Genomic DNA, 14,947 nt, shown 5'->3' with positions numbered 1-14,947 from the left:
GCGGCCGCGGCATGGGCAATGAAGAGAACTTCAAGCTACTTAATGGCATTGCCGACAAACTCGGTGCCGCCATCGGCGCCTCGCGCGCTGCGGTGGACGCTGGCTTTGCGCCCAACGACATCCAGGTCGGCCAGACTGGAAAGATTGTTGCTCCCGACCTCTACATCGCCGTGGGCATCAGTGGCGCCATCCAACATCTGGCGGGGATGAAAGACGCCAAGGTGATTGTAGCGATCAACAAAGACGAAGAAGCCCCGATCTTCCAGATCGCCGATTATGGCTTGGTGGCGGACCTGTTCGAGGCGCTGCCTGAGCTTGAGAGTCAGTTATAATCGCCTTGGAACCATACAAAGGATAAAACCATGGAAACGTTACCCGATATTCTGATCCCCAAGGCGTTTATTGCCGGTGAATGGCGAGATGCGAAAACTCATTTCGCCGTCACCAACCCCGCCAACGGCGATGTGTTGGCACAAGTGCCCGATTTAGGCAGTGAAGAAACGCGCGAAGCGGTGGCGGCGGCAGAAGCCGCCTGGCCCGCGTGGCGAAAGCGCACGGCCAAAGAGCGCGCCAACCTTTTACGCGCCTGGTTCGATGCCATTATGGAGCACCAAGAAGATCTTGCCCGGCTGATGACGCTAGAACAGGGCAAGCCGCTCGCGGAATCGCGCGGCGAGGTGGCCTACGGCGCCTCTTTTGTCGAGTTCTACGCCGAAGAAGCCAAACGCGTTGCCGGCGAAACCTTGCCCAGCCACGGCGCCGATAAGCGCATTTTGGTCTTTCGCGAACCCATCGGCGTTGTCGCCGCGGTCACGCCGTGGAACTTCCCGCTGGCGATGATCACCCGTAAGTGTGCCCCAGCACTAGCCGCGGGCTGCCCGGTGGTCATTAAACCCGCCGAGGCCACGCCGCTGACGGCGCTGGCGGTGGCACGGTTGGCCGAGCTGGCAGGGCTTCCCGCTGGCGTGATCAACGTGGTAACGGCCAGCCAACCGGCGGCCGTTGGCGAGGTGCTGACCACCGATCCGCGCGTGCGCAAGTTCTCCTTTACCGGCTCAACGCCGGTGGGCAAGAAACTGCTGGCCCAGTGTGCCGGTACCGTCAAGAAAGCGTCGATGGAGCTAGGCGGCAATGCGCCCTTTATGGTCTTCGACGATGCCGACTTGGATGCGGCCGTGGAAGGGGCTATCGCGTCTAAGTACCGCAACTCCGGGCAAACCTGCGTCTGTACCAACCGCTTTTTGGTGCAGTCTGGCGTATACGAGGCGTTCGTCGAAAAGTTGGCTGCGCGCGTCAAGCAACTGAAAGTGGGTAGCGGCTTAGAAGAGGGCGTGATGCAAGGGCCGTTGATCAATCAGGCCGCCGTGGAGAAAGTCGAAACTCATATCGCCGATGCGCTCGAGAAGGGCGGGCGGTTAATGTGCGGCGGTAAGCCCCACGCGCTGGGTGGCACCTTCTTCGAGCCGACGATCATTGCCGATGTCTCGGATGACATGCGCGTCGCCCGCGAAGAGACCTTCGGCCCGTTGGCACCGGTGTTCCGCTTCGAGACCGACGAGCAAGCGGTCGCGATGGCGAATGCCACCGAATTTGGCTTGGCTGCCTACTTCTATGCGCGTGATTACCGCCGTATTTGGCATGTCATGGAAGGCTTGGAGTACGGCATGGTGGCCGTCAATGAAGGCATTCTTTCGACCGAATTGGCGCCTTTTGGCGGGGTGAAAGAGTCTGGCCTTGGACGTGAGGGTTCCCGCCATGGGTTGGATGAGTTTACTGAGTTGAAATATGTCTGTGTGGGCGGCCTTTAAGCGCTGCTATTTACGGTTTAAGGAAAGAAGGGTAAGGAAATAGTTGATGAATAACGCGCAATTAAACGAAATGAAGCAGAAGTATGTTGCCAACGGCGCCGCCAGCCCCGCTACGCAGTTTGCGGATCGCGCGGAGAATGCCCTAATTTGGGACGCCGACGGCAATCGTATTATCGACTTCGCCGGCGGTATTGGCGTACTCAATATCGGCCATTGCCACCCGAAAGTTGTCGAGGCCGTCAGAGAGCAACTGGGCCGTGTGATGCACACTTGCCAGACCGTAATGCCCTATGAAGGCTACGTCCAAGTGGCGGAGAAGCTTAGCCAGATTTCCCCGGTGCGCGGCCACGGCAAGGTCATGCTGGTGAACTCGGGCGCTGAAGCGTTAGAAAACGCGGTCAAAATTGCGCGGGCGGCGACGGGCAAAAACAACGTCATCTGTTTTGACGGTGGCTACCATGGCCGCACGTTCATGACCATGGCGATGAATGGCAAAGTCGCGCCGTATGCAGCGGATTTTGGCAGCATGCCGGGCAACGTGTTTCGTGCGCCTTATCCGGTGCCGTTCCATGGTGTCAGTGAAGAAGACGCTATCCGTGGCTTGAAAATGACGCTCAAGACCGATGCCAACCCGCGCGATACAGCAGCCATCGTGATTGAACCGGTACTCGGCGAGGGTGGTTTCTACCCTGCGCCAGCGAGTTTCCTCAAAGCCGTGCGCGAGATCTGCGATGAGCACGGCATGCTGATGATCGTCGACGAAGTGCAGTCCGGCTTTGGCCGTACTGGTAAGATGTTTGCCATCGAGCATAGCGGTGTCGAGCCTGACTTGATTACCATGGCCAAAAGCATGGCAGCCGGTATGCCGATTTCCGCCATCGTGGGTACAGATACCCATATGGATGCATCGGGCCCTAACTCACTTGGCGGCACGTATTCCGGCAGCCCGGCGTCGTGCGCGGCTGTATTGGCGGTGCTTGAGGTATTTGAAGAGGAAAACATTCTCGCGAAAAGCCAAGCGCTGGGAGAAACGTTGGGTAAGCGATTTGCCCAATGGCAGGAGCGTTTCGCCTGTGTTGAGAACGTGCGCCATCTGGGTGCCATGGCGGCGTTGGATATTGTGTCAGTCGATCAAACACCGGATGCCGACCTAGCGGCTGCGCTTTGCAAGCGTGCGCGCGAGAAAGGGCTGATCCTGCTTTCTTGTGGCCTTTTCGGCAATACCATCCGCTTCCTCATGCCGGTTACCATTGAAGAGGAGGTGCTTGAAGAAGGCTTGGCCATTGTTGAAGCGTCTCTCGCGGAGCTTGCGAGTTAAGACGCGCTAAGCCTTAACGCGCAATCTCAGCAAGGAACACGAGCCGATGCAGGGGTAACTGCATCGGCTCGCTGCGTCTGTAGCCGCTTAAGAAGCTGGCGGCGTCAAACAGGTGTTTCGATATTATGCTATGCTCTTTTCTATCTTCTGAGTCGCCTTAACGCGAGGAGTGATGTCGCTTTGTAGAGTCGCAGGACATGCGCTCCTTTCAGGATTTTTTTATGATTATCGTCAATGAACATGTCGCCAAATCGTCCGCGGGCAGTGACGAGCCGGCAGATGTCAAAGAGAACTTGGGCGTCCGCGCTTACAAGCAGCTAAAGAACGACATTATCAAGGGCGTTTTTCGCCCTGACGAGAAGCTGCGCATGAGCGCGCTTAAGGAGCGCTACGACCTAGGCATTGGCCCGTTGCGTGAGGCGTTGTCGCAACTGGTTGCCGAGCATTTAGTGGTAGCAATCAGCCAGCGAGGCTATCGCGTGGCGCCAATGTCGCTGGCAGAGCTGCACGATATCTATGATGCGCGTGCACAACTTGAAGCGATGATGCTTGGCTTGGCGATTGAGCGAGGAGATGATGCCTGGGAAGCAGATATTTTGGCGAAAACGTATCAGCTGTCCAAAGTGAGTGAAGCCAATACTCCTCGCTCACTGTTAGAAATCTGGGATGCGCGCCATAGTGAGTTTCATACCGCCTTGGTTCGTGGTTGCCATTCGCCGCAATTGATGAAAGTGCGCAATGGGCTCTTTGACAAGGTCCAGCGTTATCGCCATTTCTGGCTTAAAGAAACCGTTTTTTCCGAGCATGCGTTAGACAAAAAGCGTCAAGAGCACGATGCTCTCGTGAAGGTCACGCTGGCGCATCGCAAAGAAGACGCCGAGCGGATGATGCGCGAACATTTGATGACGCCCGTACCGATCATTACGTCGGTAATGCAGCAACAAGGAATTGCTTAACGCAAAACGGCCATCGGGGGAGAGACGACGATGTCTCTCCCCCGATGGCTGACGCGTTTTTCTTCAGTACGTTGTTAGAACAACAGTCCGGGTAGCCATAGCGCAATGCTCGGGAAAGCGACAATTATTGCCAGACCGAGAACTTGCAAGGCTACGTAAGGCAGCGCCGAGTAATAGATATCCACAATAGTGATAGATTTAGGGGCCACCGACCGCATATAGAAGAGGTTATAGCCGAAGGGAGGGGTCAAATACGCGGATTGCATGCTGAGGATAAACAGCACTGCAAACCAGGTCGTATCGAAGCCTAGATCGCGCACAATCGGCACATAAAGCGGGATGGTGATGAACAGTATGGCAAAATCATCCAGAAACATGCCGAGTAGGAAGAAGCTAGCCAGCATGACAATGATGACGGTATAGGGAGAGAGCGAAAAGTCATTGATGAGATCGCCGATGATCATGCCAGCGCCCAACCCCATATAAATCTTGCTGAAGAACACCGCCGCGATCGCAATCCAGAGCAGCATACCGGTGATTTTTGTCGTGCTGAGCATGACATAACGCAGCAAATCCCAGTTGAGCCTACCCCGAATGGCGGCGATGAGCATCGCGCCTGCCGCCCCAACGGCAGAAGCTTCGGATGGAGACGTGATGCCGCCAATGATGCAGCCCAGTACGGTCGTGACCAAGATGCCGGGGGCGATAACGTGGCGCAGTGAGATCAGCTTCTCTTTGGCGGTAAAGCGCTCTTCTTCGGGGGCGGCGGGGCCGAGTGCAGGGTTTATTCGACAGCGTATCAGTACATACGCCATGTAGATGCCCGCCAACATCAGCCCGGGTACTAAGCCAGCGGCGAACAGCTTGCCCACAGACTCACGTGCGAGAAAGGCATAGACGATCATCAGTACGCTCGGCGGGATCAGAAAGCCGAGGGCACCACCTGCCATGATGGTGCCGGTAACCAGCCGTTTGTCATAACCGCGCTTAAGCATTGCGGGTAGCGCAATGATGCCTAGGCTGACAGTCGCTGCGCCCGAGACACCCGCCATAGCGGCGATAAGAGCACAGACCAAAATGGTGCCGACGCCCAGACCGCCAGGTAGTCGGCCCATCAGCTTGTGTATCATCTCGAACAGGTTGTCGGTGATGCCTGATCGCTCAAGCACTAACCCCATGAATATGAACAGCGGTAGCGCGACCAACAGGAAGTTATCCATGGTGCTGTAGGCCGACGAGAGCAGAAAATCCAGCCCGCCAGGGCCGAACATCACATAGGCACTGCCCATGCCCGATATCATGAGTGCCCATGCCAGCGGAGCACCCATTGCCATCAAAATAATCATGGAGATAAACATGATGGCAGTGGTGGTAAGTGGATCTAAATTCGCCATGAAAAAACCCTTTCTAGGGTATACCTTCAAGGATATACCGGGGTGTGTTTCTTATTGCCCCACGATGAACGTTATCGCGTTGTCTGTCTTAGCGGGGGCGCCTTAATTATTCGTCATCGCTCATGTCATCTCGCGGATCGTCATAACGCACGCCAAACAAGCGCACTACGGCGCGGACAAACTCTGCCACGCACTGCAGGATCAAAAATCCGACAGCAATAGGGATAGTCGATTTGATGGGCCATAGCGCTGGACGCCAGATGCTGCTGTTGGAGTATTCGCCTATGAGCCATGAGCGGTAAGCGAACTCCACTGATAACTTAAAAAAGATAGCCAGTACGAGAATGCCAAGCGCAAATACGATCACGTCACAGAAGGCCTGTGCACGAAATGGCAATAAGCGATAGATGACGTCGCTACGCACATGCTGTTGATGGCGTAAGGTATAGCTTCCCGCTAGGATGCTCAGCGCACCGAAGAACATAGTTGCCAGCTCGTGCCCCCACACCGTGGGGGCATTGAAAATATAGCGAGCAAATACTTCATAGAGCAGTACACCGATGATACCTAGCGTCAGCCAGGAAGTGGCTTTGCCGACCCAGTCGGAAAGCCCATCCTGAAAACGTAGATAGCCGGTAATCTTACTCACTGATACGTCCTTTCTCTTTGGCATTTTCGATCAGAATTTCGACCGCTTTGGCGTTGCGCTCAGAGCGCTCAGCTTCTTCCTTCCAGATAGGGAGGGCGGCCTCGGCCATACGGCGGGATTCTTCTTCTGGCAGAGTGGAAAACTCAAATAGCTCACCTTCTTCGATCAGGCGATGGTTACCTTCTTCAAGCCAGTTGTGAACATCGAGCAGGTATTGATCAATTTCTGTGGTAAGAATTTCCTGTTGCTCTTCGCTCATGTTCTCCCAGGTGTTGGGATTAATGATTACGTTTTCCGTCCAACCCGGGTTGATCAGGTTCATATCGGTGTAGTAACCCGCGACTTCGTCGATGCGCAGCTGTTCATACTCGATCGGGCCGCCGTAGACAGCGCCATCGATGACACCGGTGGAGAGCGCGACATAAAGCTCTTCGCCTGGGATGAAGGCGGTCGGGATATCGAACTTCTCCAGCACTGTTGCAATTGAGCTGGTAGCGCGGATGCGCATGTCTTGTAAGTCTTCTAGGCTATTGACCGGCTCGGTGGTCACCAGCCCATAATCGCTGCCAAAGCCGCGGCCGATTAGCTTAACGCCTTTCTCTTCGTAGGCTTCAGCGACCAGCTCATCCAGTCCTTGGTTGGCAAAGATGTCGCGTGCTTCCTCGACATCGACCCAGGCACCCGGAAGGCCGCCTTCGATCGTGCCGATACCGACTGTGCCGGGCCAGTAACTCCCTACACCGTGAGCAAGATCGATGCTGCCGCGGGCAACAGCCTCAACGAACTGGTCGCTGTCGACGAGTGCGCCACCGCGGAAGAATTGAATACGGATAGAGCCATCGCTGGCTTCTTCGACCCGATCACTTAGGTCTGAGGCGATTTCGTCAACTTCGGTGCCGTAGAACGTATGCATGCGCAAGCGCACCGTATCCGCGTAGACCGCTTGGCTGGCTAGCACGGAAGCGGCGACGGAGGTAGCAAGAGCACTTTTCACGAATACAGATAGCTTCATAATAGGACCTTTCATGCAGTTGATGTTATTGATGGTCGTCAATGCCTAGAGCGTCGAAAACACGTTAAGCGTCTTCAGTGTAATCATACGATAAGCGATCATGCCATAAAAATTTCTATAAAATTGCTTAATATCAACATTATTTTTAGCAGGCGAATGAATATTTTTATATATCAGTCGTAAGTGTGGTTCTGCGGCGAAGTGAGCTTCTTGAGGATTGACAGGGTGAGATGGAAAAGCGACGCTAGCCTCGTCGACGGTGGTGACTAGCAAGGAGAAGCCCCATGCTCGAAGATTGTAAAAACGCCCTGGAGCGCTGGGGCGGCGTGCATACGCTAATTGATCGCTGGCTTGAACAACGTAAATCGTTGTTGGTGAGCTTTATTGAGCTCAAAGAGGCGTGCGATGCCGAGCTTGAAGCCGTGAGCAAGACACGCGTCGACACCTTTAGTGAGCTCTTGATGGATTACATCAGCGCTGGCCACTTTGAGGTGTACCCACAGTTGGCAGAAGAAGCAAAAGCCTTCGGCGATGAATCCGCTTTAGTCATCGCGTCGAAGCTTTTGGAGCGCTTGGAATTGTCGACTGAGTTGGCGCTTGAGTTTGAGACCGATTTCGCCACGCCGTTACGTTGTCAGCGGAACCTGACCCGCCTCCCGGCCTGGATCGACCGCCTTGCCAAAGCGTTGAACGAGCGCTTTATGTTGGAAGATCAACTCATTGCCCGGTTGCACGCGGCGCACACCCCGCAACAGGAAGCCAGCTCTTCGCCCGCTTAAGTTCGTTAACTTATTTCGCGCGGTGGTTCAGTACCAACATGCATGGCGTGAGCAGAAGGGTGAGCGCCGTGGCGAAAGTTAGCCCGCCGGCAATGGCACTCGACATTTGGGTCCACCACTGTGTCGAAGGGGCGTTAATCCCCAGTGAGGGGGAAAAAAGATCGACGTTAATGCCTAGTACCATGGGCATAAGACCTAATACCGTGGTGATAGCCGTGAGCAGCACAGGGCGTAAGCGCAAACAGCCTGCCTCTAGAGCGGCGTCTTTCGGCGTCATGTCTTGCTTTCTTAATTCGTTGTAAGTGTCGATCAGAACAATATTGTTGTTCACCACGATACCCGCCAGCGCAATAATCCCCATGCCCACCATGACAACGCCAAATGCTTGGCCGTTGACAAGTAGGCCGATCAGCACCCCCGCGGTAGAAAAAACAATCGCTGATAGCACCAGGGCCGCTTGGTAGAAGCTGTTGAACTGAGTGACCAGAATCAGTGCCATCAGGGCGATGGCAATAACAAAAGCGGTGGCCAGAAATTGCATGGATTCTTGCTGATCTTCCTGTTCGCCGGCGACGTTGATCGTGGCGCCTTCAGGAATCTCGCCGTCCGTTGCTTCCCACAGAGCATTAAGCCGCTCGGTCGCCTGATAGCCTGAGCCTAAGTCAGCCTCAACGGTAATCGCTCGGCGACCGTCGATGCGATGCAGGGTGCCCACTTTAGGAGCTGGTGTGATCTCCACAAAGTTCGTGATAGGTACTTGGCCGCGCGGCGTATTAATGGTGAGACGCTTTAGCTGATCCAGCGAGCGCGAATTCTCAGGCAGGCGCACGCGGATATCGACTTCGTCGCTGACGCCAGCGGGGCGGTACTCTGCAATCTGTAAGCCGGTAGTGAGTAGCTGCACAACACTGCCGATAGTGGTGATATCGGCGCCCATTCGTGTGGCAGCTTCGCGGTCGACCTGAATGCGCCACTCGACTCCGGGTAGGCTGCGGTTGTCCTGAATATCTTCAAAGCCGCCAAGGGTGCGCATATGCTCTTTGAGCGCGTCTACCGTGCTATCGGTGATATCGGGGTCGTTGGCACTCACTTCCAACATGATAGGCTTGCCACCGCCTGGCCCCATCTCTTGTTCCCGAAACTCTAATATTATCCCGGGGATGCGACCGCCACGCTCGGCCATTTCATCCAGAATCACGCTGGCAGGGCGGCGCTGGTACCAATCAATAAACTGAAACTGCAGCACACCAATGACGTCATTACCGAGTTGCTCGTTAGGTGTGGCAAAAGAGCGAGCATAAAGTGCTTCCACTTCGCTCATGCCGGTAAACGTCCGCTCGACGCGCTGGACGATGGCATCCGTTTCTTCCACGGACAGATCGCCACGAGCACGTACCAGCACCTGGGCGCTATCCGGCTCAACGCTTGGGAAGAAATTAACCCCATGGTTAAAACGCGCATAGCCAGTGTAAACGGCGGCCATTAATAGCACTGAAATTAGCAGCACCCACGCCGGGTGGCGCAACAGTCCCGCGAGTAGTGAGCGGTAACTACGCCCGAGAGCCGTGGTAGAAGCGGGTGCTGATGCGACCGGTGCTATGCTGGCGCGGCGGGTAAAAATATTGCCCAATGTGGGCAGAAATAGCAGGGCCATCACCAGGGAGGCAAGCAAGCAAAGTATTACCGTGGCGGGAAGGTACTTCATAAACTGCCCTACCACGCCCGGCCAGAAAAGCAGCGGCAGAAACACCACCAGCGTGGTGGCGGTTGAGGCAATGACCGGCCAGCTCATGCGATCGGCGGCATTTAGCCACGCGTCGTGCGGGCTTTGTCCCTCGCGCAGATGTCGATCCGCCAGTTCGCTGACCACAATGGCACCATCAACCAGCATCCCCGCTACCAGAATCAGCGCAAACAGCACAACGACGTTAAGGGTAAATCCTAGCGCCCATATCAGCATGATGCCGGTGAGAAACGCCCCTGGGATCGTAAGACCTACCAGCAGCGAGGTACGCCAACCCATCACGGCCACCACCACAATCAGTACTAAGACAACAGCGGTGAGGACGTTGTTGAGAAGCTCCGACAGCATATCCTCAACGTTAGTGGATTGATCGAGAATCGTGGTGACCTTCAACGCCTCTGGGAGTCGGCTGCTGGCTTGGGCAAAGAGGTCTTCCACCGCATCAATGGTGGCGATGATGTTGGCACCTGCGCGTTTGGAGATTTCCAGCACCAACGCCGGCTGGCCGTCGATGCGCGCATAGCCTTCTGGATCCTTGAACGTCGGCTGAATCCAGGCGACATCACCAAACGTCACCACGCGGTCGCCGTCGACTTTGACGGGCATGTTCATCACATCGTCCAGCGACTCGATGATACCGGGGACTTTAAGCGCAGCGCGCCCAGCGCCGGTATCCAAGCTGCCTGCGGCAACCAGGCGGTTGTTGCTATTTACCAGATTGAATAGCACGTCAAAATCAACGCCGTAGCTATTGAGAACTAACGGGTCGACAATGATCTGTAAAAGGTTCTCGCGCTCGCCGGCAATATCCACTTCCAGCACATCAGCGATGCCTTCGATCTCTTCTTGCATTCGCCGGGCAATTGCTATGCGCTCTTGGGTATCGAGCTGCCCGGAGAGGCCAATGGTGAGTACCGGAAACTCGGAGACGTTTACCTCATTCACGCGGGGTTCATCGGCTTCGCTGGGGAGGCTGCTGCGGGCGATGTCGACCCGCTCGCGCACGTCGGAAAGCGCTGTGTCAGGATCAAAGCCCGCATCAAATTCCAGCGTAATCGAGCTGTGGCCCTCGCTTGATTGCGCCGTGAACTTACGTAGGCCTTCTATACCACGAAGCTCTTGCTCCATCGGGCGAACCAATAAACGCTCGCCATCTTCAGGGCTAACCCCTTCCAAAGAGAGTGAGACATACACCAGCGGAATCGTGACATCCGGGTTGGCCTCTTTAGGAATGGTCTGCCACGCAGCCAACCCCGCAAGAAATATCCCCACCAGCAGCATGAGCGTCGTGCGTGAATACGCCATGGCAGCATTGATGAGTGCGCGCATTAACGCTCTCCCTGTACATCATTGGGCTCTTCGTCAGGCGAGGTTTCAACCGCCACGGCGTTAACCTGTTGGCCAACGTCGACCAGCCCGCCACCCAAGGTAATAAGTCGTACCGATTTAGGTAGCCCGGTAACGTAAGCACGCTCGGTGTCGGCGCTGACTAGCGTAACCGGGGTTTGTAAGACTGTGTCGTTGCCATCGAGGTGTTTGACTGACAGATTGCCTTGCGCATTGAGCGTCAATAGCGCGGGCGAAAGGGTATGGACTTGCTCGGGGGGGAGGGTAACGGTGAACTCAGCACTGCCGCCGGCGAGACGTCGGTGTTCGGGGTTATCAAGCGTCACTTCAATATAAAAACTGCGCGTTTCTTCCTCCGCGCGGCTAGCGATATGGCTAAGCTCCCCCTCTAGCGTGGTGCCTCCTAACAGTCGAGCCGTTACTGGCAGACCGTCGCTGAGCCTGCCTACCTGTAGCTGTGAGACCCAGGCGGTGCCGGTGAGTGTGCGGTCATCGATAAGACGTCCCCATACTTCCCCTGGCTGAAGCAGCTCGCCAAGCGCTACGTCGAGCCGGTCAAGCGTGCCGTCAAAGGGGGCCGTCGGGCGCGTATCGTCTAGCTGGCGCGAAAGCTCGGCGACTTCCGCTACGCTGCGGCTGAGTTCCGCCTGTAAACGCAGGTATTCAGGTTGTGAAATTAACTCGCGGCGGCGCAGGTTCTCCGCTCCGGCCAGTTCCGCCTGAGCCAGCGCGAGATTGGCGCGTGCTTGTTCTAAACGCTTGGGTAGGGCGTCGTTGTCGAGTATGAGTAGCGTCTCGCCCGCTGAAACTCTTTGTCCTAAACGCACCGGTTTTTCCTGTACGAACCCTGAGGTGCTGGCGCGAAGATCAACCTCCTGCGCCGCCTCTAGCTGCCCTTGAGCCACAAGCTGCGGCACATAGGGTTGGCGCTTGCGTTCGCTGACTTCGACACGCAGTGGCTGCTCAGCAGTTTCCGTCGCGTCGGGCGCCTCCGCGCGAAAATGCTGCATGTCGCCAAACGCGAGCCACAGCACAAGCGCTAACAGCAGGCCACTAGCTAAAAGGTAGGAAGCGGGGAATGTCTGACGATTGAATCGCTTTGGCCACATGGGCTTGGGTTCCTTTCCGTCGACTCGTCTAGAGGCGTTTGGCGACTATCTATATAGCTGCGTTTTGCGACTAAGCGTGCGCTAAAGTACTGTCACGATGCAAGTGCCAATCTAGCGTAATTGGCCACGTTGCTATGTCGTTACGTATGTTGTTACGGACATCGTTACGATAGTGACTAGCCGCATGTCTGATTGAGTTTTTGTTGCGGCGCGCATACCATCTTGGCGTCTTGAGTTGCGTCGACGATGGCACCCCGCGCTGTCTGCGGCATCCTACTCTTGGCTTACTGAATATAGCTAGGCCAACCAACCAAGGAGCTACGATGAAAGATCCCGTACGTATTGCAATTACCGGCGGTGCCGGCCAGATCAGCTACTCCCTTATTTTCCGCATTGCCGCTGGCGACATGCTAGGGCCGGATCAACCCGTCATTCTTCAGCTGCTGGAAATTCCCCCGGCAATGGACGCGCTGGGTGGCGTGGTGATGGAAGTTAACGACTGCGCCTTCCCGTTGGTCCAAGATATTGTCGCGACTGACGACCCGAACGTGGCGTTTAAAGATGCTGATTTCGCCCTGCTCGTCGGTGCGCGTCCGCGCGGCCCGGGTATGGAGCGTAAAGACCTGCTCGAAGCCAACGCGGCAATTTTCTCCGTTCAAGGTAAAGCGCTTAACGATCACGCTAGCCGTGACGTGCGCGTGCTGGTTGTCGGCAACCCGGCCAACACTAACGCCTTGATCGCGTCTTGCAACGCGCCGGATCTCGACGCGGGTCAGTTCACCGCCATGACGCGTCTGGACCACAACCGTGCCTTGACGCAGCTAGCACAGAAAACCGGCAAGCACGTTAACGACGTGGAAGGCATGGTCATCTGGGGTAACCACAGCGCGACCCAGTACCCGGATTTGGCTCAGTGCAAAGTTGACGGCAAAGCGGCGTTTGATCTGGTTGAGCGCGAGTGGTACGAAAACGACTTTATCCCCACTGTGCAGCAGCGCGGCGCGGCGATCATCAAGGCACGCGGTGCGTCTTCTGCGGCGTCTGCGGCGTCTTCCGCCATTGATCACATGCATGACTGGGCGCTGGGCTCTAAAGGCATCGTCAGCATGGCGATCCCGTCTGACGGCAGCTACGGCATTGAGGAAGGCATCATCTATTCTTACCCGGTGCGTTGTCAGGGCGGTAAGTACGAAATCGTTCAAGGCTTGGAGCTTGACGACTTCAGCAAAGAGAAAATGCAGGCGACCGAGAAAGAGCTGCGCGAAGAGCGTGCAGCGGTTGAGCACCTGCTCGGCTAACTATTCGCCTTAATGACGAAGCATGAAAAACCCCGCTACGGCGGGGTTTTTCGCGTTAAAGCGTCTTGCGCAAAACACTCAATCGCGTAGACTCATGATCCGCCAGTGGCGCTGTTCGGCAACGTTGCGCAGCGTGTCATCGGGGTCGACGGCCACGGGGTTATCGACTTTTTCCAGCAGAGGGATGTCGTTGTGTGAATCGCTGTAAAACCAAGCACCTTCCAGCGTGATTTCCCGATCTTCTAACCACGCCTGTAAGCGCGTGACTTTGCCCTCACGGTAGCTCGGCACACCCGATACCTTGCCCGTGTAGTGGCCATCAATCATTTCCGGCTCAACGGCAATCAAATGGTCGATACCCAGACGCTCAGCGATTGGGCCGGTGATGAAGCGGTTGGTCGCGGTAATAATTAGGAGTGTATCGTCGCGGGCGCGGTGACGAGCGATCAGTTCTTCCGCTTTGGGTAAAATATGCTGCTCAATTTTGCTGGCCATAAACTGCTGGTGCCAAGCATTTAGCTGTTCAGGCGTATTGTCCGCCAGCGGCTTCAGCGCCACGGCGAGAAAGGCGTTAATGTCTAGCGTGCCAGCGTTGTAATCGGCCATAAAGCGCTCGTTGGCTTGGCGGTACTCTACAGGGTCGACGGCGCCTTGTTCGAGCAGAAACTCCCCCCAAGCGTGATCGCTGTCGGTGGATAGCAAAGTATTATCTAGGTCGAAAATGGCCAGGCTCACAGCACTTCCTTTATCGCATTCGTTGTTCGGGGTCATTAAAGTCGGCGCAATTATCGCAGAGTCATTTCCCCTTTCCCACTTATTGGCTTGGTTTAACGCCTTGATTAACGCATGGGTTTCGGCTTTATGGCGGCAATTTCGGCGTTAAGTGGAGAATGTATTGATACGTTTGTCACCGTTGTGGAAAAATGGCTGCAACTGAAAATTTAATAAGGTGACGTCCGTGATCGACGCTGACGGCTTTCGCCCTAACGTTGGCATCATTATTGCCAACGGCCAGGGGCAGCTGCTTTGGGCGCGTCGTGTAGGGCAAAACGCGTGGCAGTTTCCCCAGGGAGGCATCAAAGCAAGCGAAACTCCGCAACAAGCTCTTTTTCGTGAGCTTCACGAAGAAATCGGCCTGACCGCCGAGGATGTTGATATTGTTGCCTGCACCCGGGGCTGGCTACGCTACCGCCTGCCACGACGCATGATTCGTTCCCATGCGCGGCCGGTATGTATCGGCCAGAAACAGAAGTGGTATTTATTGCAGATTCGCTGCCAAGAGAGCCGAATCTGCATGACGGCAACCCCAAAGCCAGAGTTCGATGGTTGGCGCTGGGTGAGCTATTGGTATCCGCTAGGGCAGGTGGTGCCATTTAAGCGTGAAGTGTATCGCCGCGCGCTACGCGAGCTTTCTCCTCGTCTCCAGCGTATGGCTCAGGAGGGCGAAGCGTCGCTGGTTAACTCTGTTGAAGAGCAGTCGTGGCCACCCGAGTGAGCTTTCATTTTCCTCAGCGAGGCCAATAATAGTGAAAA

13 protein-coding genes are annotated in these 14,947 nt (G+C 55.7%); 7 read left to right on the top strand and 6 right to left on the bottom strand.

Annotation, left to right across the window (positions count from 1 at the left end; genetic code table 11):
- From HZS81_RS15460 to csiR, 4 genes are all read left to right on the top strand, one after another.
- The coding region (locus tag HZS81_RS15460; RefSeq protein WP_206679569.1) for an electron transfer flavoprotein subunit alpha/FixB family protein at positions 1–332 on the top strand (332 nt) is incomplete at its 5' end.
- Between the two features lie 30 nt (positions 333–362).
- The gene (locus HZS81_RS15455) at positions 363–1,808 is read left to right on the top strand and encodes an NAD-dependent succinate-semialdehyde dehydrogenase (protein WP_179931412.1); all 1,446 of its coding nucleotides are present in this window, start codon (positions 363–365) and stop codon (positions 1,806–1,808) included.
- Positions 1,809–1,854: 46 nt separating this feature from the next.
- Positions 1,855–3,126, top strand: coding sequence for a 4-aminobutyrate--2-oxoglutarate transaminase (gabT, locus tag HZS81_RS15450; protein ID WP_179931411.1), 1,272 nt, complete (start codon positions 1,855–1,857; stop codon positions 3,124–3,126).
- Positions 3,127–3,347: 221 nt separating this feature from the next.
- Positions 3,348–4,082, top strand: a complete 735-nt coding sequence (gene csiR / locus HZS81_RS15445; RefSeq protein ID WP_179931410.1) for a DNA-binding transcriptional regulator CsiR — start codon at positions 3,348–3,350, stop codon at positions 4,080–4,082.
- Positions 4,083–4,156: 74 nt separating this feature from the next.
- Here csiR and HZS81_RS15440 read toward each other — a convergent pair whose 3' ends face one another.
- The 3 genes from HZS81_RS15440 to dctP form a co-directional block, all read right to left on the bottom strand.
- Entirely contained in the window at positions 4,157–5,476 is a 1,320-nt protein-coding gene (locus HZS81_RS15440; RefSeq protein ID WP_179931409.1) for a TRAP transporter large permease, read from the bottom strand.
- A gap of 106 nt (positions 5,477–5,582) precedes the next feature.
- Positions 5,583–6,125: a TRAP transporter small permease subunit gene (locus tag HZS81_RS15435; RefSeq protein WP_179931408.1), complete on the bottom strand. Its 543-nt coding sequence runs from the start codon at positions 6,123–6,125 to the stop codon at positions 5,583–5,585.
- On the bottom strand, positions 6,118–7,137 hold the full coding sequence (gene dctP, locus HZS81_RS15430) for a TRAP transporter substrate-binding protein DctP (protein WP_179931407.1): 1,020 nt from the start codon (positions 7,135–7,137) through the stop codon (positions 6,118–6,120). The genes HZS81_RS15435 and dctP overlap by 8 nt, the downstream gene beginning before the upstream one ends.
- A 284-nt stretch (positions 7,138–7,421) precedes the next feature.
- Here dctP and rsd point away from each other — a divergent pair, with 284 nt between their 5' ends.
- The gene (gene rsd / locus HZS81_RS15425; RefSeq protein ID WP_179931406.1) at positions 7,422–7,916 is read left to right on the top strand and encodes a sigma D regulator; all 495 of its coding nucleotides are present in this window, start codon (positions 7,422–7,424) and stop codon (positions 7,914–7,916) included.
- A 10-nt stretch (positions 7,917–7,926) separates the two neighbouring features.
- Here the strand turns inward: rsd and HZS81_RS15420 are convergent, their stop codons facing one another.
- Positions 7,927–10,989 carry an efflux RND transporter permease subunit gene (locus HZS81_RS15420; protein WP_179931405.1) on the bottom strand — a complete coding sequence of 1,021 codons (3,063 nt, stop codon included), beginning with the start codon at positions 10,987–10,989 and terminating at the stop codon, positions 7,927–7,929.
- The gene (locus HZS81_RS15415) at positions 10,989–12,116 is read right to left on the bottom strand and encodes an efflux RND transporter periplasmic adaptor subunit (protein ID WP_179931404.1); all 1,128 of its coding nucleotides are present in this window, start codon (positions 12,114–12,116) and stop codon (positions 10,989–10,991) included. The genes HZS81_RS15420 and HZS81_RS15415 overlap by 1 nt, the downstream gene beginning before the upstream one ends.
- Positions 12,117–12,439: 323 nt before the next feature.
- On the opposite strand from HZS81_RS15415, the gene HZS81_RS15410 reads away from it, so the two are divergent.
- A complete protein-coding gene (locus HZS81_RS15410; RefSeq protein ID WP_179931403.1) occupies positions 12,440–13,414 on the top strand; it encodes a malate dehydrogenase in 975 nt (324 codons plus the stop codon).
- Positions 13,415–13,492: 78 nt separating this feature from the next.
- Here the strand turns inward: HZS81_RS15410 and HZS81_RS15405 are convergent, their stop codons facing one another.
- Positions 13,493–14,149 carry a histidinol-phosphatase gene (locus HZS81_RS15405; protein ID WP_179931402.1) on the bottom strand — a complete coding sequence of 219 codons (657 nt, stop codon included), beginning with the start codon at positions 14,147–14,149 and terminating at the stop codon, positions 13,493–13,495.
- A 223-nt stretch (positions 14,150–14,372) separates the two neighbouring features.
- Between HZS81_RS15405 and HZS81_RS15400 the strand changes: the two genes are divergently transcribed.
- Positions 14,373–14,909, top strand: coding sequence for an RNA pyrophosphohydrolase (locus tag HZS81_RS15400; RefSeq protein WP_179931401.1), 537 nt, complete (start codon positions 14,373–14,375; stop codon positions 14,907–14,909).
- Positions 14,910–14,947: the final 38 nt, after the last annotated feature.

Source organism: Vreelandella salicampi (genome assembly GCF_013415105.1).
In the GTDB taxonomy this organism is placed as follows: Bacteria; Pseudomonadota; Gammaproteobacteria; order Pseudomonadales; family Halomonadaceae; genus Vreelandella; species Vreelandella salicampi.
The sequence above is the reverse complement of the archived record's forward strand: the minus strand, read 5'-3'. Positions and strand labels throughout refer to the sequence as shown.